General features: G+C 62.2%; 21 protein-coding genes. 6 read left to right on the plus strand and 15 right to left on the minus strand.

What is annotated here, in order from left to right:
• Window positions 1-551: 551 nt before the first annotated feature.
• Genes NX84_RS10110 through NX84_RS10120 form a run of 3 tightly spaced genes read right to left on the minus strand, consistent with a single transcriptional unit; the run spans window position 552 to window position 2,862 of the window.
• Entirely contained in the window at window positions 552-965 is a 414-nt protein-coding gene (locus NX84_RS10110; RefSeq protein ID WP_039676342.1) for a hypothetical protein, read from the minus strand.
• A complete protein-coding gene (locus tag NX84_RS10115; RefSeq protein ID WP_039676343.1) occupies window positions 965-1,483 on the minus strand; it encodes a hypothetical protein in 519 nt (172 codons plus the stop codon). The genes NX84_RS10110 and NX84_RS10115 overlap by 1 nt, the downstream gene beginning before the upstream one ends.
• Complete coding sequence (locus NX84_RS10120; RefSeq protein WP_039676344.1) at window positions 1,483-2,862, minus strand: glycine--tRNA ligase; 1,380 nt, start codon at window positions 2,860-2,862, stop codon at window positions 1,483-1,485. Before NX84_RS10120 ends, NX84_RS10115 begins: the two co-directional genes overlap by 1 nt.
• 177 nt (window positions 2,863-3,039) lie before the next feature.
• Here NX84_RS10120 and NX84_RS10125 point away from each other — a divergent pair, with 177 nt between their 5' ends.
• The 4 genes from NX84_RS10125 (at window position 3,040) to NX84_RS10140 (ending at window position 4,649) form a co-directional block, all read left to right on the plus strand.
• Complete coding sequence (locus tag NX84_RS10125) at window positions 3,040-3,339, plus strand: ArsR/SmtB family transcription factor (protein WP_039676462.1); 300 nt, start codon at window positions 3,040-3,042, stop codon at window positions 3,337-3,339.
• Window positions 3,340-3,375: 36 nt separating this feature from the next.
• A complete protein-coding gene (locus NX84_RS10130) occupies window positions 3,376-3,795 on the plus strand; it encodes a Fur family transcriptional regulator (protein ID WP_039676345.1) in 420 nt (139 codons plus the stop codon).
• 203 nt (window positions 3,796-3,998) lie between these two features.
• Window positions 3,999-4,451, plus strand: a complete 453-nt coding sequence (locus tag NX84_RS10135) for a hypothetical protein (RefSeq protein ID WP_052319756.1) — start codon at window positions 3,999-4,001, stop codon at window positions 4,449-4,451.
• A 3-nt stretch (window positions 4,452-4,454) separates the two neighbouring features.
• Window positions 4,455-4,649, plus strand: coding sequence for a helix-turn-helix transcriptional regulator (locus NX84_RS10140; protein WP_039676346.1), 195 nt, complete (start codon window positions 4,455-4,457; stop codon window positions 4,647-4,649).
• A 20-nt stretch (window positions 4,650-4,669) separates the two neighbouring features.
• On the opposite strand, the gene NX84_RS10145 is transcribed toward NX84_RS10140, so the two are convergent.
• From NX84_RS10145 to hemW, 10 genes are all read right to left on the minus strand, one after another.
• Entirely contained in the window at window positions 4,670-5,422 is a 753-nt protein-coding gene (locus NX84_RS10145) for an isoprenyl transferase (RefSeq protein WP_052319757.1), read from the minus strand.
• A 10-nt stretch (window positions 5,423-5,432) separates the two neighbouring features.
• On the minus strand, window positions 5,433-6,149 hold the full coding sequence (gene recO / locus NX84_RS10150) for a DNA repair protein RecO (protein WP_039676347.1): 717 nt from the start codon (window positions 6,147-6,149) through the stop codon (window positions 5,433-5,435).
• Complete coding sequence (era, locus tag NX84_RS10155) at window positions 6,150-7,145, minus strand: GTPase Era (RefSeq protein WP_370552151.1); 996 nt, start codon at window positions 7,143-7,145, stop codon at window positions 6,150-6,152. It abuts the gene before it with no gap.
• A 690-nt stretch (window positions 7,146-7,835) separates the two neighbouring features.
• Window positions 7,836-8,684 carry a pyridoxal kinase PdxY gene (pdxY, locus tag NX84_RS10160; RefSeq protein WP_039676348.1) on the minus strand — a complete coding sequence of 283 codons (849 nt, stop codon included), beginning with the start codon at window positions 8,682-8,684 and terminating at the stop codon, window positions 7,836-7,838.
• 50 nt (window positions 8,685-8,734) lie between these two features.
• The gene (gene ybeY, locus NX84_RS10165) at window positions 8,735-9,310 is read right to left on the minus strand and encodes an rRNA maturation RNase YbeY (protein ID WP_039676349.1); all 576 of its coding nucleotides are present in this window, start codon (window positions 9,308-9,310) and stop codon (window positions 8,735-8,737) included.
• Window positions 9,307-10,272, minus strand: a complete 966-nt coding sequence (locus tag NX84_RS10170) for a PhoH family protein (protein ID WP_039676350.1) — start codon at window positions 10,270-10,272, stop codon at window positions 9,307-9,309. Before NX84_RS10170 ends, ybeY begins: the two co-directional genes overlap by 4 nt.
• Window positions 10,273-10,282: 10 nt before the next feature.
• The gene (locus tag NX84_RS10175) at window positions 10,283-11,023 is read right to left on the minus strand and encodes a 16S rRNA (uracil(1498)-N(3))-methyltransferase (protein WP_039676351.1); all 741 of its coding nucleotides are present in this window, start codon (window positions 11,021-11,023) and stop codon (window positions 10,283-10,285) included.
• Window positions 11,023-12,168, minus strand: coding sequence for a molecular chaperone DnaJ (gene dnaJ, locus NX84_RS10180; RefSeq protein ID WP_039676352.1), 1,146 nt, complete (start codon window positions 12,166-12,168; stop codon window positions 11,023-11,025). Before dnaJ ends, NX84_RS10175 begins: the two co-directional genes overlap by 1 nt.
• Before the next feature lie 54 nt (window positions 12,169-12,222).
• On the minus strand, window positions 12,223-13,257 hold the full coding sequence (gene hrcA, locus NX84_RS10185) for a heat-inducible transcriptional repressor HrcA (RefSeq protein ID WP_039676353.1): 1,035 nt from the start codon (window positions 13,255-13,257) through the stop codon (window positions 12,223-12,225).
• A 10-nt stretch (window positions 13,258-13,267) separates the two neighbouring features.
• Window positions 13,268-14,413: a radical SAM family heme chaperone HemW gene (gene hemW / locus NX84_RS10190; protein WP_039676354.1), complete on the minus strand. Its 1,146-nt coding sequence runs from the start codon at window positions 14,411-14,413 to the stop codon at window positions 13,268-13,270.
• Between the two features lie 142 nt (window positions 14,414-14,555).
• On the opposite strand from hemW, the gene NX84_RS10195 reads away from it, so the two are divergent.
• A complete protein-coding gene (locus NX84_RS10195; RefSeq protein WP_039676355.1) occupies window positions 14,556-15,929 on the plus strand; it encodes a hemolysin family protein in 1,374 nt (457 codons plus the stop codon).
• Window positions 15,929-16,996: a CNNM domain-containing protein gene (locus tag NX84_RS10200; RefSeq protein ID WP_039676356.1), complete on the plus strand. Its 1,068-nt coding sequence runs from the start codon at window positions 15,929-15,931 to the stop codon at window positions 16,994-16,996. The genes NX84_RS10195 and NX84_RS10200 overlap by 1 nt, the downstream gene beginning before the upstream one ends.
• A 138-nt stretch (window positions 16,997-17,134) precedes the next feature.
• On the opposite strand, the gene NX84_RS10205 is transcribed toward NX84_RS10200, so the two are convergent.
• Both NX84_RS10205 and NX84_RS10210 read right to left on the minus strand, forming a co-directional pair.
• A complete protein-coding gene (locus NX84_RS10205; RefSeq protein ID WP_039676357.1) occupies window positions 17,135-17,815 on the minus strand; it encodes a hypothetical protein in 681 nt (226 codons plus the stop codon).
• 160 nt (window positions 17,816-17,975) lie between these two features.
• Window positions 17,976-19,817, minus strand: a complete 1,842-nt coding sequence (locus NX84_RS10210; RefSeq protein WP_039676358.1) for an AMP-dependent synthetase/ligase — start codon at window positions 19,815-19,817, stop codon at window positions 17,976-17,978.
• Window positions 19,818-19,832: the final 15 nt, after the last annotated feature.

The following is a 19,832-nucleotide window of genomic DNA, read 5'->3' on the forward strand; positions in this document are numbered from 1 at the left end:
GTTTTCACAGCTGAAAACGCCTTTTACTGCCTCTACATGGCATTTTCACGCCCAAAGATGCCTTTTGGCGGATGCCCTTTGCCACTTGCCTTCTACCAAGTGCCTTGAGCCAGGTGCCTTGCGCCAGGTGTCTTCGGTTGACTGAGCATTTCCTTCATGAACGTGGTTCGAGTCATACGGCTCTACTCACATGGTTTAGCTCAGAAGGTTTACTTGGGGTCAAACGAACCATATGGAGGCTTGTAGATGGTTTGTTTGGGGGCAAAGAAACCTTATGACTAATGCCTTCTGACTCGAACCCTCTGTGTACGACAACCGCCCAGGAAATCCGCACCCCCCTACCGATTCGGGGTGGCAACCCCCTACCGATGCGGGGGTGGACTGCGGAAGGTCCCTTCAGGTTGGTCCCCTTAGTTTGGTCCCTTGGCACCGTAAAGGGGCCACCTATCGCGCGAAATCAGCCAGCACATGGTCCCTGTGCACTAATAAGGGACCCGAGTAGAGGGACCAAACGACCAGTTCCATGCGAAAGCGAAGCTGCGAGTGGGGATTTAGGTGCGGAGGGGGCGGGTGGAGCCGTCGAGAAGCAGGCAGCAGTAGCTGGTGAAGGCGGCGTCGGAGGCGGGCAGGTCGCCCACGGCGACTTCGAGGTCGCGGCCGCGCGGGGTAGTGCGGGCAACGTCGTTGCCGGAGGCATCGCGGATGCGGCGCTCGCGGCGGAAAGGGTTGGTGCGCTCGAGAGTGTACTCGCGGCCCTCACAGACTGCGCGCAGTGTGCTCACGGTAAAACCCGCTTGCTCGGCTGAGAAGGAGGGACCGCGCACGTTAAAGCGGCGCGCGCCCGGGGTGTGCTCAAAGGTGATAGCGGGCTGGCCCGGCATGAGCAGGCCCGTCGGCGTCACGCGGGCAAGGGACTCGCCTTCCTCATTCACCAGCGCCTCATCGCGCCACACCCAGCGCTGCATTAGATCAGCACCGTAATGATGGCGACGATGGACAACAGCACCAGCGTTGCGATGATGGGAATCGCGGTGCGCTGCGTGCGCGCTTCCAAGATGATGCGCGTAAACCAGCTCAGGCCCGCGACTTCCCCGTCATCGAGGTCGCCGGAGTCGGAGCTGTTCTCACCCTCGAATTCGAGGATGGCCTTGCGCACGCCGGAGTTCTTGGAGGAGAACTGGGCTACCTTGACTCCTGAGCTGTCCTCGACAATCCAGTCGCCGCCGGCCTCGTTGATGAAGGCGAAGGTACGCCCATCGAGCGAAGCCTCTAGGCGCTTGTCACGCTTTACGTTGCCGGCGAGGCGGTAGACGCGGCCGTCCTCCAAGGTGATAGAAGCACCCAAATCATCGAGGGCCAAGCGCCAGTGATCGCCTTCCACGTCAGCCGAGCGTTCCTGGAATACACCCAGCGATGCTGGCCCCTCCTCTACCAAGAGGACAGGGTTCTTGCTATCGCTGCGGTCCCAGCTGGTGTAGTGCATTAGCAACCAACCAGGCGGGCAGCCAAGTAAGCCTCAAGCTCATCGAGCTTGACGCGCTCCTGCTCCATGGAGTCACGCTCACGCACGGTGACCGCGTTGTCCTCGAGGGTGTCGAAATCGTAGGTCACGCAGAACGGCGTACCGATTTCGTCCTGGCGGCGGTAGCGGCGGCCAATAGCACCAGAAACATCGAACTCAACGTTCCAGTTCGCGCGCAGCTTGTTGGCCAGCTCGCGAGCCGGGGTGGACAGCTCTTCCTTCTTCGACAGCGGCAGCACGGCCACCTTGACCGGAGCCAGGCGGCGGTCCAGGCGCAGGACCACGCGCTTATCGGTGCCGCCCTTAGCGTTCGGGGCTTCCTCTTCGTCGTAGGCATCGATGAGGAAGGCCATCATGGCACGGCCCAAGCCGGCAGCCGGCTCAATGACGTACGGGGTCCAGCGCTCGCCGGCCTCCTGGTCAAAGTAGGACAGGTCCTCACCGGAGCCCTTCGCATGCACGGACAGGTCGTAGTCCGTACGGTTGGCCAGGCCTTCCAGCTCGCCCCACTTAGTGCCCTTGAAGTTGTAGGCGTACTCGACGTCGACGGTGCGCTTGGAGTAGTGCGAGAGCTTCTCCTGCGGGTGCTCATAGAGGCGCAGGTTCTCTTCCTTGATACCGAGGTCGATGTACCAGTTGAAGCGGTCATCGATCCAGTACTGGTGCCACTCTTCGTCCTCGCCCGGCTTGACGAAGAACTCCATCTCCATCTGCTCGAACTCGCGGGTGCGGAAGATGAAGTTACCCGGGGTGATCTCGTTGCGGAAGGACTTACCAATGTTCGCGATGCCAAACGGCGGCTTCACACGCGCCGAAGTCATCACGTTCTTGAAGTTGACGAAGATGCCCTGCGCAGTCTCCGGGCGCAGGTAGTGCAGGCCCTGCTCATCGTCGACTGGGCCCAGGAAGGTCTTGAGCAAGCCTGAGAAGGCCTTCGGCTCAGTCCAGTCACCCGGCTGGCCGGTCTCCGGGTCATTAATGTCTGCCAAGCCGTTTGCCGGCTCGTGACCGTGCTTTTCCTCGTAAGCCTCAATAAGGTGGTCAGCGCGGTAGCGCTTACCGGTGTGCTTGGACTCCACCAGCGGGTCGGTGAAGACCTCGACGTGGCCGGAGGACACCCAGACCTGGCGCGGCTGGATGACCGAGGTGTCCACACCGACGACGTCATCACGGGACTGCACCATGTGGCGCCACCACTGACGCTTGATATTTTCTTTCAGCTCGACACCCAGCGGGCCGTAGTCCCACGCAGAGCGGGAACCGCCATAAATTTCACCTGCCTGGTAGACCAAGCCGCGGCGCTTACACAGGCTGACAACAGTATCAATGACGGATGCCATGGTTAGTGGGACTCCTCTGGTAGGGGACAGTCTTTTACAATGCGAACTAGTCTAGCGTGCACCTTCGCGCTCCGCGCCGTCACCCCACAAGTGTGGTGTATTTTATACACATTTTCGCATTCTTCGGTTATAGTATGTATATCTCTACCTCTATAGAAACGATTGAAAGTGAACGGCGTGAATACCACTCCTGAAGCCCCTCTCTCCTTTGATATCGATGCCGCCACGACGGTCATCAGTGCTTTAGATTCACCTTTGCGTATCGATATCATTCAGCGCCTAGCTGAGCGCGATCACTATGTGCACGAGCTCGTTGCCGCAACGGGCAAGTCGCAGCCGCTTATTAGCCAGCACCTGCGCGTTCTCAAGCGCGCGAACATTGTGGATAGCGAGCGCTCGGGGCGCGAGGTGCGCTACTCGTTGGCCGCTCCCAAGGTCTTGCCGCTGCTTGCCGACGCTGCCCTGGCCACCACCTAGTACCCTTACTGAAAGTGTATTGATAAGCTGAGCACCATGGCCATCCACGACAGCATCCCGAAGCTCGGCGCGCGCAACACTCGTCAGCGCACCGCCGTGGTCGAGGTCCTTCGGAAGCTCGACAAGTTCGCGTCCGCCAAGGACATTCACCAGGCGCTTATCGACGACCACCAGAAGGTCGGCCTCACCACCGTCTACCGCACGCTGCAATCACTCTCTGAGATCGATGCGGTCGATGCGCTCCATATGCCTTCCGGCGAGACGCTGTACCGACATTGCGACACCGATGCCCATCACCACCATTTGGTGTGTACCAAGTGTGGCCGCACCGAAGAAATCGACGGTGGCCCCATCGAGCAGTGGGCCTCCTCGGTAGCCAAGGAACACGGCTTTGAGCTCACCGGGCACGATGCCGAAGTGTTCGGCACCTGCTCCGACTGCTCCAAAGCTTCCTAAGCGCACCCACTCCACACAGAGACCTTTTCACCTCAGCCTACGCCCTAACATCGTGGCGCCGGCTGAGGTTTTTCTTTGCCCTTTACCTGCAGCAACGCCACGTCCTCCGGCGCATGAAGTAAAGCACCCTTTACAGTAAAGGTCGCTTGACATATAGTGTCCGTAAAGCACGCTTCACATTCATCGCTGACAGGAGGATCATCATGCCCACCACCACTCGCTTTGGCCGTCCCAAGTTTGGCGGTACCCAAACCACACTCATCGTCCTATCCCTAGCCGTGGGGCTTCTCATCGCCGCGGCCGCCGGCGCTGCCTTTGGCACCTTCGTGCACCGCGAAGCGCCGTTGCTCGCCATTGCGGTATACACCTTGTGTCTCCTGCCCGTTGCCTCTGTAGCTAGCTGGGCTTTCATGGTGGATCGTTCCACCATTCGGGGTGCTACCCCAGACCCGGAGAATTCCATCGAGTCTCACTGGTATGCGCAGGCTTCCGAAAACACTCTGCATGCCATGCTCTTTGCCATTGGTGGCCTGGGCATCATCTCATCTATCTGGGACTTCAGCGTCTCGGGCACTCTGCTCACCATCATTCTGGGTGCCTTCGTTACTGGCACCTTTGGTATTAGCTATCTCGCCCACAAGCAGGCGGCGAGCTAAGCCGTGGATAACCGCCTCAAAGAGATACGCGAACAACGCGGGCTCTCACAACAAGGCCTCGCCACCGAATTGGGAGTCTCACGCCAAACCATCATCAGCATTGAAAAGGGGCGCTACGATCCATCGCTTCCCCTCGCCTTTCAGATTGCGCGCCACTTTTCCTGCCGAATCGAGGACATCTTTATCCCAGACGCCTAGGTGCCCTAAGAACCCGCGGACTACTTGACGCCGCCGAAGCGGCGGTCACGCCGCGCGTACTCTTCCACCGCAGCGAACAGGTCTTGCGGAGTGAAGTCTGGGAAGAGCTTGTCTTGATAAATCATCTCCGCATAGGCCGACTGCCACAGCAGGAAATTGGAGGTGCGCTTTTCGCCGGAAGGGCGCAGGAACAAGTCCACGTCCGGCATATCGGGGTCATACATCACCGAACTCACCGTCTTCTCGTTGATGGAGCGTGGGTCGAGCTCTCCGCGGGAGACCTGCTCGGCGAGGGTACGGATGCCGTCGACAAGCTCGGCGCGCCCTCCGTAATTCACGCACATCACCAGGGTCATCTTGGTGTTGTCCTTGGTGAGCTCCTCGGCGGCCTCGAGCTCCTTAATAACTGAGCGCCACAGACGCGGGCGGCGGCCTGCCCACACCACGCGCACTCCCCTCTCGTTGAGCCAGTGGCGCTGGCGGCGCAGCACGTCGCGGTTAAAGCCCATGAGGAAGCGCACCTCTTCGGCACTGCGGCGCCAGTTCTCCGTGGAGAAGGCATAGGCCGAGAGGTAGGGAATGCCGAGGGCGAGGCAGGCATCGACGACGTCGAGAAGCACTGCTTCTCCCCTACGGTGGCCCTCGGTGCGCTTCATGCCGCGCTCCTCTGCCCAGCGGCCATTTCCGTCCATGACCAGCGCGATGTGGCGCGGCAGGAACTCCTGCGGGATAGCGGGCGGGTGGAGGACTCGGTTCGGGTCAGGCGTAATCACGCATTACAGTCTACTGTTCCATGATTCCCAACGCGCCAACGCTTCGTTCAAGGTGCCATTGCAGGTGGGCGCGGGTCAGGCGGTGGGCTTCCTGCGCCTGGGCGTGGGTGGGCTGGCTGGGGTGGCCGTGGGCGATGAGCCACATGTGGTGCAGGGTTTCCGGGTCCACCTCGGCGGCTCCCGGCGGGCGGCATTGGTGGCAGGCAGCCCCGCCTACGGCTGGGTGGAAGGCGTGGTGGGGGCCTGGCCTTTGGCACTGCGCGCAATCGAACAAGCTGGGCGCCCAGCCGGCGTGGGACATGGCTTTGAGGAGGAAGGCGTCGAGAAGCACGAGCGGATCGCCATGCTGGAGTTGGTTGAGGACGTCGACGCATGCCTCGTAGAGGTAGGGGTCCCCGGGGGCGTCGGCGGCCGCGAGGCGCTCGGCGGATTCGAGGGCGGCGCAGGCGGCGGTGTAGCGGTCGTAGTCCTCGATGATGCGCGCTCCGAAATAGTCCACCGTGTCTGCCTGCGCGATGGTGTGAAGGTTGCGACCTGGGTAAAGCTGCACGTCGAGGTTGACGAAGAGCTGCAGGCGCGAGCCGAAGCGAGACTTCGCGCGGCGCACACCTTTGGCCACGCCGCGCACGAGGCCGTGATTGCGTGTCAGCAGCACGATGATGCGGTCCGCTTCCCCGAAATCATAGGTGCGGATGACGAGGGCGCGGTCGCGGAAATTCTCGCGCATCTAGAAGCCCAGGCGGCCCAGCGCCTTCGGGTCCGACTGCCAGTTCTTCAGCACTTTAATGCGCAGGTCAAGGTAGACGTTCTGGCCGAGGAGCTGGATGATTTCCTTGCGGGCAGTGCCAACGATGCGGCGGAAGCGGCGGCCGTCTTTGCCTTCGATGATGCGCTTTTGGCCGGGGCGCTCGAGGTAGAGCACGGCGTGGACGTTGAGGACGTCGGGGCGCTCCTGGTCAGGCAGCATCTCATCGACTTCCACGGCCACGGAATGCGGGAGCTCGTGCTTCAGGCCAGCCAGGGCGGCCTCGCGGATGAGCTCAGCGATGCGCTCGGCCTGGTCCTCGTCGGTGACGTGGTCATCCGGGTAAAACTTCGGGCCTTCCGGCAGGTGGTCGACGATAACCTGTGTCAATTCCTCCAGCTGGACGCGCTCGGTAGCGGAGACGGGGATGACGACGGCGTCAGGGTTGTCCTCGCTGAGCAGTGCATGTAGTGCAAGCAGCTGCGCGCCGACTTGGTCTTTGGAGGCTTTGTCCAGCTTGGTCACAATGCCGATGATGGGGGTCTTCGGCGCGACCTTGCGCACGTTCTCTAGAATCCAGCGGTCACCGGGGCCAATCTTTTCATCCGCGGGAATGGTCAAGCCGATGACGTCGACGTCCGCGTAGGTGTCTTTGACCACTTCGTTGAGGCGCTCACCCAGCAAGGTGCGCGGGCGGTGCAGACCAGGCGTATCGACGACAACAATCTGCGCATCTTCGCGGTGCACGAGTCCGCGGATGGGGTGGCGGGTGGTTTCGGGCTGGTCGGCGGTAATAGCGATCTTCTCGCCCACCAGCGCGTTGGTGAGCGTGGACTTGCCGGTGTTGGGGCGGCCCACGAAGGACACAAAGCCAGAGCGGAAGCCCTCTGGCGTGTTGGTGTACTGCGAATAGTCCGCGGCGGTGGCCTCGCCTTCTTCAGGCAGGTCCGCGAAGGCGGCGTCGAAATCGGTGCTCATATTGTTTTTCATCATAGCTCACGATTTCTGAATTCCCGCTCCCGCTGCGTGCAAGACAGAAGGTCCTTTTCGTTTGGTCCTCCTACTCTGGTCCCTCCTCTGTACAAAGGGACCACCTGCTAATGGGCGGCGAATGCCGGCCGAACCTGCCCATGGACAGGGCTGGCGGGCGTGTGGCTGGGGGCTGGCGGGTGTGCCTGCACTTGGTTCTAGTCAGAGGGCATTAGTCATATGGTTTGTTTGCCCCCAAACGAACCATCCAGCCGCCCACAAAAGGTTTGTTTGCCCCCAAAGAAACCCTCTGACCTGAACCATCTGAGTAGAACCATGTGGCTGGAAGCAATGTCGCAGTCTTGAGGCGAGAAAGCCACGTCCGGGTAGGGCGGGAGTTGACTGCAAGAAGGGATCAGCCGGATGGCGCCTACCACAAGACCTCCGCTAGAAGGCATCCGGTGAAAGGCATCTTCCACAAGGCGTCGGTCAAAAGGCATTTCTGGTAGTGAAAACGCCATCTAAGCGCAGCAAAAGGCGTTTTCAGGAGTGAAAACGCCTTTTGACTGATGCCTTCTGCGAAATGCCGTTTGCGGGACACCTTTGGCAGGGCCCAAGGCTCAAAATGAGGTACAAGTCAAGGCCAAGGCAAATACGCGAGACCGCGAAGGCGCGCGGTCGGCGGTTGCGGATTGGAGGCTAGAGCTCCTCGACGTGGAACTGCAGGCGCGGGTTAGCAAAGACGTCCTGGGACTCAATGAGCTGTAGCTCACGGGCGTCGGCCTCGTAGGTGGTGTGCAGCAAATCGTAGACCGAGGAGGCGGTGCGCTTCAGCGCTTCCTTCGCGTCGTGGGTTTCCACGTAGTGGCCAGTAAACAGCGCCGCGGTGACATCGCCCGAGCCATTGCGCTTGAACGGCAGCTTCGGAGTGGCCACGAGGTAAGCGCGCTCGCCATCCACGGCGAGCATCTCAATCTCGTCCTCGTCGGTTTCAGGGCGCTGCACCGAGGTGACCAGCACGGTCTTCGGACCGATGTCCTGGGCCTTCTTCACCGCGCCGAGGGTTTCCTCGAGGGTGTTGACGGAAGAGTCAGTAAGGTAGCCCAGCTCAAACTGGTTCGGGGTGATGATATCGGCGACCGGTACTACCTTGTCGCGCAGCAGCGGCGGGATGTCATCAGAGACGAAGCAGCCGGATTTGGCATTACCCATGACTGGGTCGCAGGCGTAGAGGGCCTTCGGGTTCACAGCCTTGATGCGATTGACGGTCTCCACGATGGCACCGGCGATGTCCGGTCCGCCCTGGTAGCCAGAGAGGATTGCGTCGATGTGTGGGAAGGCACCGCGCTTTTCAATACCGTCCACGATGGCGGTGACATCACTGGCCGGAATCATCGGCCCGCCCCAATCGCCGTAGCCGGTGTGGTTGGAGAAGTTCACCGTGTGAATAGGCCACACTTCGTGGCCAGCACGCTGAAGCGGGAAGACGGCAGCGGAGTTGCCAACGTGACCGTAGGCAACATGGGACTGGATGGAGAGGATGTTCATAACCCTCCATTGTGCTACGCCCCTGAAAGCACCTCAACGTTGGGCCGGGTTTAGATTCCGCCGCCGGGAACTTCCTTGTCCAGCTCGGCGCGCTCAGCAGCATCCGGGAAGGCCTTGGGGCCAGAAGGCTTGGGCTGGTAAGAAACACCACGGGAGTCGAGGTCCTCGTACCAGTCAGCCAGCAGCTCGTTCTGCAGGCCGAACATTTCCTTTTCCTCCGCTGCGGTGGTGTGGTCATAGCCCAGCAGGTGCAGGCAGCCGTGGACGGTGAGCAGAGCCAATTCGTGGCCCAGGGAATGGCCGGCGGCGTTGGCCTGACGTTGGGCGAACTCGGGGCAGAGCACGATATCGCCCAACATGGCGGGGCCAGCCTCAGGCGCGTCAGGCCGCCCGCCGGTTGCGCCCGGGGTGAGCTCGTCCATGGGGAAGCTCATCACGTCGGTCGGGCCTTCCAGGTCCATCCAGCGCACGTGCAGGTCCGCAATGGTCTGCAGGTCCACGGCCGTAATGGTGCACTCAGCATCCGGGTTCACGTCAAGACGGCCGAGGGCATAGGAGCAGACGTCGATGAGCATCTCCTCGTTGACACCGTCAAAGCCGGACTCATTGATGAATTCAATGCTCATTTCTTCTCCTCCTGCTCAGCAAAGTTATCGTAAGCGTCCACGATACGGCCCACCAGCTGATGGCGCACCACATCGGCAGAGCCCAGCTCCGCAAAGTGAATATCCGGAACGCCCCTCAAGATGCGACGCACCAGACGCAGGCCGGAGACCTGGCCGCCAGGCAGGTCCACCTGGGAGATATCGCCGGTCACCACGATGGTGGAACCAAAGCCCAGACGGGTCAAGAACATCTTCATCTGCGCTGGCGTGGTGTTCTGGGCCTCGTCGAGGATGACGAAAGCGTCATTCAGCGTGCGGCCACGCATATAAGCCAAGGGAGCGACCTCGATGATGCCGGCCTCCATGAGCTTCGGAATCATCTCCGGGTCAATCATGTCCCGTAGGGCGTCGTAGAGCGGGCGCAGATAGGGGTCAATCTTGTCGTTGAGGGTGCCGGGCAAAAAGCCCAGCTTCTCCCCTGCCTCCACCGCGGGACGGGTCAGGATAATGCGGCTGACCTGCTTGGTACGCAGGGCCTGCACCGCCTTAGCCACGGCCAAGTAGGTCTTACCGGTACCGGCGGGTCCGATGCCGAAGACGATGGTGTTCTCATCAATGGCCTGCACGTAGCGCGATTGTCCCAACGTCTTTGGCCGCACCGACTTGCCGCGGCGGGAGACAATGTCCGCTGCGAGGGCTTCCGAGACGGATTCGGGGGCATCGACTGCGACGAGGTCGAGTGTGTGCTTGACCGTGTCCGTGCTGATTGGGTGGCCGCGGCGCGCGATGGCCTCGAGCTCTTCCAAAACCTTGCGCGCGCGGGCCACGTCATAGTCGGGACCGGCGGCAGTCACAGTGGTGCCGCGGGCAAAAAGGTCCACGCCAACGAGGTTGCCCAGAACGCGCAGATTATCGTCCGCCGGGCCCAGCACGGTGGCCAGGTAGGCGGAATCGAGATCAAACTTGGTGGTGATAATAGGCACGCCCAAAAGGCTACCAGCGCGAGGTCAGCGTGCCGATGCTAGCCAGCGCCACCATGCTTGCCGACGCCGTTCTCAACACCTCCGGCCCCAGTTTGATCGCCGTCGCACCGGCTGCGGTGAGCTGGGCGAGTTCCTCCTCGCCGATTCCTCCCTCGGGACCCACGAGCAGGTAGATCGTGTCGGTGGTGTCAAGGTCATCCAGGTCTTTGAGGCGTAGCGTGGCGTCCTCGTGGAGGACCAAGGCGCGTGCACCGGAAATCTCCTGGCACAGCTGGCGGGTAGTAAGCGGGCCGCGCACGGCCGGGATTCGGGTACGGCGCGATTGCTTCGCCGCCGCCACGGCCGCCGATTCCCACTTGCTCAGAGCCTTCGGTGCCTTCTTCGCATCCCACTTGGACACGCAGCGATCGGCCTGCCACGCGATGATCTCATCCGCGCCGGCCTGCGTAGCCAGGTCAACGGCGAGTTCGGCGCGCTCCGACTTGGGGATGGCCTGAACCACGATGACGCGTAGGGAAGGTTCGGGGGAGGTCGTGATGTCGTCGACAAGCGCGGCGAGGGTGTCCTTGCCCTGCACGTCGGTGATGGTGGCGGTGATGCGGAGCCCGGAGCCGTCGATAAGCACGAGGCTCTCCCCTGGTCCCATGCGCTTGACGGTGACCGCATGGCGGCCTTCCGCGCCATCGAGGCCCACGGGCTGGCCGACCTCCGCGAGGGAGAGGTCCGGATGCAGGAAGACAGGCAAAGACATTAGCGACGGAACTTATCGCGGAAGCGGCTAAAGAGGGACTCGCCCTGATTGTCCCCGGCGTGGTGGACCTCGGTGCCGCTGTGGCCAGCGGCGCGGACCTTCTCGAGGGCCTCGCGGGTCTTCTTGTCCAGGTCGGTCGGGATAACGACGTCCACGTGGGCGTGAAGGTTGCCGAAACCATCCGTACGCAGGCGCGGCATGCCCTTGCCTTGAAGGGTGATGGATTCGCCCGGCTGGGTACCCGGCGCGATGTCGAGGGTGAGCTCTTCGCCGTCGAGTTGCTCGACGGTGCAGGATGCACCGAGGGCTGCATCCACCATGGGAACACGAACGGTCAGGTGCAGGTCATCGGCATTGCGCTCGAAGACCGGGTGCGGTTCGGTGTGGACCTCGACGTAGAGGTCGCCGGCGGGGCCGCCGCCATGGCCGACCTCGCCCTGGGACGCCATGCGGATCCGCATGCCATCGCCGATACCCGCCGGGATAGTCACGGTGATATCGCGGCGCTTGCGCACGCGGCCATCGCCGCCACAGTGGCCGCAGGGATCGGTGACGACCTCACCAAAGCCGTAGCACTTCGGACAATCGCGGGTAGTCATCATATTGCCCAGCATGCTGCGCTGGACCTCCTGGACCTGGCCCATGCCGCCACAGTGGTCACAGGTGACCGGCTTCGCCTTGGACTCGGAACCGGTTCCCTCACAACGGTCACAGAGCACGGCGGTATCAACCTTAACCTGCTGCTTGACGCCGCTGTAGGCCTCTTCGAGGGTAATCGTGGTGCGCAGCAGGGCGTCATCGCCCGGCTGGACGCGGGAACGCGGACCGCGGGAGGCCGCCCCGCCGCCGAAGAACTCGGCAAAGAGGTCGCCCAAACCGCCTCCACCAAAGCCGCCGAATCCACCGCCGCCCTGTGCGGCACGGTCCTCCATGGGGTCTCCGCCCATGTCGACTACCTGGCGCTTCTGCGGATCCAGAAGAACCTCTTGGGCAAGGGAGGCCTCGCGGAACTTCTCCGCGGCCTCGTCATCACCCGGGTTCACGTCTGGGTGGTACTTGCGCGCCAGCTTGCGGTAGGCCTTCTTAATCTCGGCGTCGGACGCCGACTTTTCTACACCAAGAATGCCGTAGTAGTCACGAGCCACGTACTGTCATCCTTCTATATCTCGTTGATGCTAAATCTAATCCGACGGGCCAGCTTACTCGCCCGCCAAAATTTCACTCACATAGCGTGCAACGGCAGAGACCTTGGAGATTGTTCCCGAATAATCCATATACGTCGGCCCCACCACGCCGAGCCCGCCAAGTGCTGCAGCCTCCGAGCCAGTGCCGAAGCCATAACGCGTGGCCACCACTGAGGTTTGGCGCAGCTCATCAGCTTCGTTTTCCTCACCGATCGACACCGAGACATCACCTAGGTCTGGCACACGCGCCAGCAATTTCAGCACGACGACCTGCTCCTCGAGGGCCTCGATGATGGAGGGCAAGCCGTCCGGGAGCACGACGCGCGTGAGGTTCGACGTGCCGGCCAAAATGAGGCGGTCAGAGGGTTGCTCGACGAGGGTCTCAATGAGCGTCGTGGCGGCTTTGAGGACGTGGGGGCGGATGTCGGCCGGGGATTCGTCGACAAGCGCGGCGAGCTCCACCGAGGCTTCCGTGAGAGTCTTTCCCTCCAGGGTGGTGTTGAGCATGTCGCGCAGGCGGTGGGTCTGCTCGGGGTCGATCACGTCATCGAGCTCCACATTGCGCTGATCGACGCGCCCATTATCCGTAATGAGCACCAACAGCAGGCGCACCGGTGACAGCGCGACAACCTCGCAGTGTTTGACGCGGGAGACCTTGAGGTTCGGCATTTGCACGACGGCTGCCTGTTTGGTGACCTGCGCCAACAGCTGGACCGAGCGGCGCAGCACGTCCTCCAAATCCACTCCGCCTTCGAGGAAGGTGAGCATGGCGCGTCGCTCGGCCTTGGAGAGCGGTTTGACGTCGTGGAGCGTATCGACGAACTGGCGGTAGCCCTTCTGCGTGGGCACGCGCCCGGAGCTGGCGTGTTCCTGGGCGATGAGCCCCTCGGCCTCGAGCACGGCCATGTCATTGCGAATCGTCGCCGAGGACACGCCCAGCTGGTAGCGCTCGAGCAGGGCCTTGGAGCCGACGGGCGATTGCGAGGCGATATAGTCCGCGACGATGGCGCGCAGGACCTCTTGGCGGCGGGCATCGGTGGAGCTAGACATGTCTTTAAGGCTATCCGTTCTGGCGGGCGGTGTCTTCAGCGACAAGGAGGTCGGTGATGATGCCATCTGCGAGAAGGCGGCCCGCCTTGGTCACGCGGAGGTGGTCGCCAGCGCGCTCGAGCAGGCCACGGTCAATAAACCGCGCGGCGACGGGCTCTGCCGCCGGCGCAAGCCAGGCGGCCGGGATGCCCTCACGCAAGCGCAGCCCCAGCATGATGCGCTCGGTGTGGCGGTCAGCCTCCGTGAGCTGCTCGCGCTCCTTGACGGGTAACTGCCCCGCTTCAACCGCCTTGATGTAGGTCCGCGGATTCTTCACGTTGAAAAAGCGCTCGTCGCCTAAGTGCGAATGCGCGCCCGGACCCGCGCCCCACCAATTGCCGTCGACCCAGTAGATGCGGTTGTGCTGGCACTCTCCGCCCGGCTTGGCCCAGTTGGAGACCTCGTACCACTCGAACCCCTCGGCTTCAAGGGCGGAAGAAATCATCTCGTAGCGCCGAGCCAGCACATCCTCATCCGGTGCGGGCAGCAGTCCCTTGGACACCTTGCGGGCCATGCGCGTGCCGTCTTCCACGATGAGCGAATACGCACTGATGTGGTCCACCCCGGTGTCGAGAGCGCGCTCGAGAGTCAAGGCAACATCGGCGTCCTCTTCTGTCGGCGTGCCATAAATCATGTCCAGGTTGACGTGCTCAAAGCCTGCAGCGATTGCTTCGCGCGCGGCATCGAAGGCACGACCCGGAGTGTGGGCCCGCTCCAGTACCGCAAGCACGCCCGGCGAAGCGGACTGCATGCCGAGCGAGAGGCGGGTAAAGCCGGCGTCGAGAAGCCCGGCGAAATACTCCGGCGACGTGGACTCCGGGTTGGATTCCGTGGTGACCTCCGCACCCGGGGCAAGGCCAAAGGTATCGCGCACCCGATTCAACACTCGGCCCAGGCCCTCGGCGCCCAGCAGGCTCGGCGTGCCGCCACCAATAAAAACGGTCTCCGCTTCGCGGCCCACCTGAGCCGCCGCCATCTCCAGCTCTTTCTCTAAAGCTGCGAGATAATCACTGGTCAGATCCCCTCCCAGCTCACCCGGGGTATAGGTGTTGAAGTCGCAGTAGCCACAGCGCGAGGCACAAAAGGGCACGTGAATGTAAAGACCAAAGGGATCCATGGGGAACAAAATAACCGACTGAACCGTTGAAGCGGTAGTCTATAGTGCAGATTTGATTCCCCGATATTTGAAGAAAGGCCCCCTTTTCGTGGAACCTCCGAGTCGATGTCCCCGCTGCCAACCCAAGGCGGTGGGGTAAGCCGTGTTATCTGCCATCTTGATGATTGTGGCGGGTTTCGCCGTCATCGCTCTCATTATCGTGGCCAACGCGTACTTCGTGGCGCAGGAATTCGCCTTCATGTCGGTGGACCGCACGCAGCTGCGCCAGCGCGCTGCAACCGGGGATAAATCGGCTGAGCGCGCACTCAAAATTACGCAGAAGACCTCCTTCATGCTCTCCGGCGCACAGCTGGGCATCACGATTACGGGCCTGCTCATTGGTTATGTGGCCGAGCCCCTCGTGGGCGAAGGCCTGGGCCAGCTGCTCGGCGGCGTGGGCGTGCCGGTCGGCGTGTCCGTCGCCGTGGGTACGGTCACCGCGCTGGCGGTGTCGACGGTTCTCACGATGCTCTTCGCCGAGCTCTTCCCCAAGAACTACACCATCGCCGCCCCCATGAAGTCAGCACTGTGGCTGTCCGCTTCCACCATGTGGTACCTGCGGATCTTCGGCTGGCTGGTCCACTTCTTCGAGTACTCCTCCAACGCGCTGCTCAAGGTCTTTGGCATCGAGCCGGTGGAGGACGTCGATTCTTCCGCCACGACCGATGACTTGGAGTCCATCGTGGATGCTTCCCACGAGGCGGGTGACTTGGATGAGGACACCTACCTGGTCCTCGACCGCCTCCTCGACTTTCCCGAGCATGACGTCGGGCACGCCATGATTCCGCGCTCGCGCGTGGATGTCATTGAACCGGACACCACCATCGGTGAGGTCCGCGAGATGATGTCGGAGAACCACACGCGCTACCCCATCATCGATGATGAGCACAATCCCATCGGTGTGGTGCACCTCTACGATGTGCTGGGCACTGAGCTGCCTCCGGCCACCCCGGCTCGAGAAATCATGAAGGAACCCGTGGTGGTGCCGGAGCTCATGCCGCTTCCCGACGTCGTCACAGAGCTTCGCGACGCCGACGAGAAACTCGCCTGCGTCATCGACGAATACGGCGGCTTCGTGGGCATCGTGACTATGGAGGACCTAGCCGAGGAAATTCTTGGCGATGTCACCGACGAGCACGACCTCGAAGAGACCGAAGAAATCACCGAGCAGGACGAGACGCACTGGATCGTCGACGGTGATACGCCTATCGACGAAGTCGAGCGCGCCATCGGCCACGACCTGCCCGAGGGCGATTTCGAAACCGTCGCGGGTCTGCTCATCGCGCATTCCGGCATGCTGCCGGAAGAAGGCGAAGAACTCTCCATCGAGCTGGAGGCTGAGCCTGAAGACTGGGTCGACGGCGACGAGGCTCCGACCCGCACGCTCAACGTGCGCGTCGAGGAAATCGACCGCCACGTGCCCTCCGTCCTGGCGCTCGAGCTGGTCGAGGAATTTCCGGAAGGAGAAGATGACTAATGACTGATACCTGGTGGTTTAACCTCATCGTCACCCTGCTCATCATCGCTGCTTCCGCGTTCTTCGTGGTCATCGAGTTCTCCCTCATGGGCGCTCGCCGCAACCGATTGGAGGAAACCGCGGAGTCCTCGGCAGCCTCGCGCGCGGGTCTGCGCTCGCTCAACGAGCTGACCATCATGTTGGCCGGCGCCCAGCTGGGCATTACCGCCGCAACCTTCGTCCTGGGTGCGGTGACCAAGCCCTGGGTCCATCACCTCCTGATGACCCCACTGGAGGCTCTCGGCCTGCCGCTGGGCGTTGCGGACGTCGTCTCCTTCCTCCTTGCGCTGTTCATCGTGACCTTCCTGCACTTGGTCATCGGTGAGATGGCGCCAAAGTCCTGGGCCATCGCCCACCCGGAGACGGCCCTACAGCTCATCGCGGTCCCTGCCCGCGGCTTCATTTGGCTCTTCCGTCCGCTGCTGCTCTGGATCAACAAGATGGCCAACAAGCTGGTCCGCATGACTGGTGAAGAACCGGTGGACCGCGCCGGTGCAGCCGGCTACGACGCAGAAACCCTGCGCCACCTGGTGGAGCACTCGCGCTTGGCGGGCACGCTTGACGACGACTCCGCCAACCAAATCACCGGCGTCATCGAGCTGGAAGCCGCCACCGCGGCCCAGTTGGCCCGCGAGCACGGCTCGGAAATCTTGCCGTTGTCCGCGGATGCCACCGTGGCCGAGCTCCATGACCTCGTAGTGCGCAAGTCCATCATGCGCGTGCTGGTCTACCCGCGTGCCTCGCGCATCCCGCGCATCGTCCACGTGCGCGACACCTTGCTCGCGGATCCAGAGACCCCCGTGCTGGACTTCTCCCGCCCCGCGCTGGCGGTGGGTTCCTCCTCCACCGTGCAAAAGACCCTGGACCAGATGCGTGCCCGCAACGAGCAGCTTGTCGTCGTGGGCAAGCCCACCAAGGACAAGACCGTGTGGATCCTCACCTGGGATGACATCATGGGCCAGCTGTGGCCACAGATTACGGAGCAGCTGGATCAAGCTGCGCCGGCATCGAAGAACCCGGGCGCTTAGCGCGTACGCGCTAAGCGTGGCACACGAAGCTAAGCGCGGCACACAAGGCGACGAAGAGCGCCGCCGAGAGAGGGAATCTCGGCGGCGCTTTCCTTTTGTCCTTGTGTGTTGGCAACAAGGAAGTCTGTGATGCGACGACTATGCGGTCGTAGCGGCCTGCTTCTGGCGCTTGGCGCGAACGCGGGCTACGACGGCGTCGATACGCGCGCGCTCCTCCAGGAAGGGCGGCGGGTTATGGCCGCGCATGGTGCGCACAAAAGCCGGGTGCGCCTCGACGACGGTATGGCGCCAAGCCTGCACGGCAATAAGGGAGGATTCGCCTGCGCGTTTGTAGAGGTTGGGCAGGGAGACCACGTCGAGGTTGCGGGCCACGGCGTCGGTTTGCGCCAGCACGTACTCGACCAGCTCGCGCAGGTAGGCAGCGACCGCTGCAGTGCGGCCGCGCAAGGTTTCTGCCAGCTCCGAGACCACGACGGGCGGGCCCGAAATCGGTAGGCCTTCGGCGAGCGCGCGGGCGGTTAGCTGCTTCGGCTCCTCGACGTCATAGTCGCCGGAGGAGGCAGCCGAAATGGTGCCGGACTTCAGACCAGACACGAGCGCGTGGCGCAGGCCAATGAGCTCGCCAACGCAGCGCCCGGAATCGACACGGGCGTCTTCAACGATGTCCCCTAGTTCGGCCAAACAGTCGAGGGAAAGTTCATCATCCCAATCCTCGATGGCCTCGATGAGGTGCTCGATATAATCGACGACTTCATCGCCGATGTTGTAGATTTCCTGGGTCAGCTCACGGTGGCGCAGCTCGGCTGCGATCTTGTGCATAGGCTGCCCTTTCCGCGAGAACCTCTAGTTGAGGTTTAGAGTTTTTCTGACCCCGCTGACTCTATTAGAGATCCTCACGTCGGGCAGCGCGACACTCCGAAGGAATTCACAGACTCCGCCCAGCGACATTGAGTCGCTGGACGATACCACCCCGACGGCGCTACTTCTTGCCGGCGTAGAGGCGCTCGATGTCGGCGGCGTAGCGCTGCGCCACGACGTAGCGCTTGACCTTCATGGTCGGGGTGAGCTCGTTGCTTTCCTCGGTAAGGTCCTGGTCCAGGATGACGAACTTCTTAATGCCCTCTGCATGAGACACCGTGGCGTTGACCTGGTTGATGGCGTCCTGAATATCGGCGCGTAGGCCCGGATCTGCTGAGACCTCGCGGATGCCCTTGGCTGCGGAAATGTTGTGCTCAGCCTTCCAGCGCTTGAGAGCATCCTCATCCAAGGTAAGCAGCACGCCAACGAAAGGCTTGCCGTCGCCCACCACCATGGCCTGAGAGATGAGCGGGTGGGAGCGCAGGATGTCTTCCATCGGGCCGGGCGACACATTCTTGCCGCCGGCAGTCACGATGAGGTCCTTCTTGCGTCCGGTGATGACGAGCTTGCCGTCTTCATCAATCTCGCCGAGGTCACCGGTGTTATACCAGCCGTCGTTCAGCGCGCCTTCGGTAGCCTCCGGGTTCTGCCAATAGCCCTTAAAGACGATGTCGCCCTTGATGAGAATTTCGCCATCCTCATTAATACGCAGCGTGGTTCCTCCCAGCGGCGGGCCGACGGTGCCGATGGACTGGTCCACAAAGTCCACGGCGGCCGCAGCCGCGGTTTCGGTCAGACCGTAGCCCTCGTAGATGGTCACGCCGATACCGCGGTACCAGTGCAGCAGCTCCTGGGAAATGGCCGAGCCGCCAGAGATGCAGTACTTCACCTCGCCACCCATGGCCTCGCGGATGGCCGCGTAGACCAGCTTGTCAAAGGCCTTGTGCTTGGCCTTGAGCACACGGTTGGGACCCTCCGGAGTATCCAGTGCTTTGGAGTATTCGATGGCGATCTTCTCCGCACGGTCAAAGATGGCGCCTTTCAAGGCGGACGAGCCGTGTGCCTTGGCCGATGCACCATTGCGCACCTTCTCAAACACGCGGGGCACGCCGAGAATCAGGTTAGGGCGCGAACGCGCGAACTCAATAGTGATGGTGCCAAAGTCCGACCAGTGGTTCTGGGAGGCACCACCGATGGTGACTGCGAGGGACACCGCGCGGCTAAAGACATGCGCCAGCGGCAGGAAGGTCAGCACGTGAGCGCCGGGAACGGCAATGGCACCAATCGGGTTGGTGAGCAGGCCGCGGGCTTCGGCCAGCCAGTTGCGGTGCGTCAGCATGCAGCCCTTCGGGCGGCCGGTGGTACCAGAGGTGTAGACCAGCGAGGCGACGTCGTCGGTGTTGGTGGCTTCGATGCGTTCGTTCACGGCGGCGTCGGAAATCTCGCGGCCCTCAAACTTCAACGTATCGATAGCAGAAGAGTTAATCTCCAGGATGCGGCGCAGCTGGGAGGGCGAGCCGTGCAGCTGCGGCGTGCCGTCGTCCTGCAGCTTCAGGTGCTTGACCAGCTCCGAATGCTCTCGCGTTTCTGTAATGGCGAGGATCGCGCCGGAATCCTCGATGATCCACTGCACCTGTGACAGCGAGGAGGACGGGTACACCGGCACCGAAATGGCGCCGGCCGCCCAAATGGCGTAATCCAACAGCGACCACTCGTAGCGCGTCGTCGAAATGAGCGCAACGCGGTCGCCCTGCTCGACGCCGAGGGCCATAAGGCCCTTGGCCACCGCATACACCTCTTCAACGAATTCTTTCGCGGTGACGTTGACCCACTCGTAGTTCGCGGGGCGGGTAAACATAACGCCGTGTGGGCGGGCCTTTGCCGTGGCAATCATGGCCGTAAGACAGGTCTCCCCTTCGTCAATTTGGAACTGAGCTTTGGCGTGTGCCTCATTTAAAGTCACAGGTGTGTCCTTTCC

It is taken from the genome of Corynebacterium minutissimum (assembly GCF_000805675.1).
Classification (GTDB): Bacteria; Actinomycetota; Actinomycetes; order Mycobacteriales; family Mycobacteriaceae; genus Corynebacterium; species Corynebacterium minutissimum.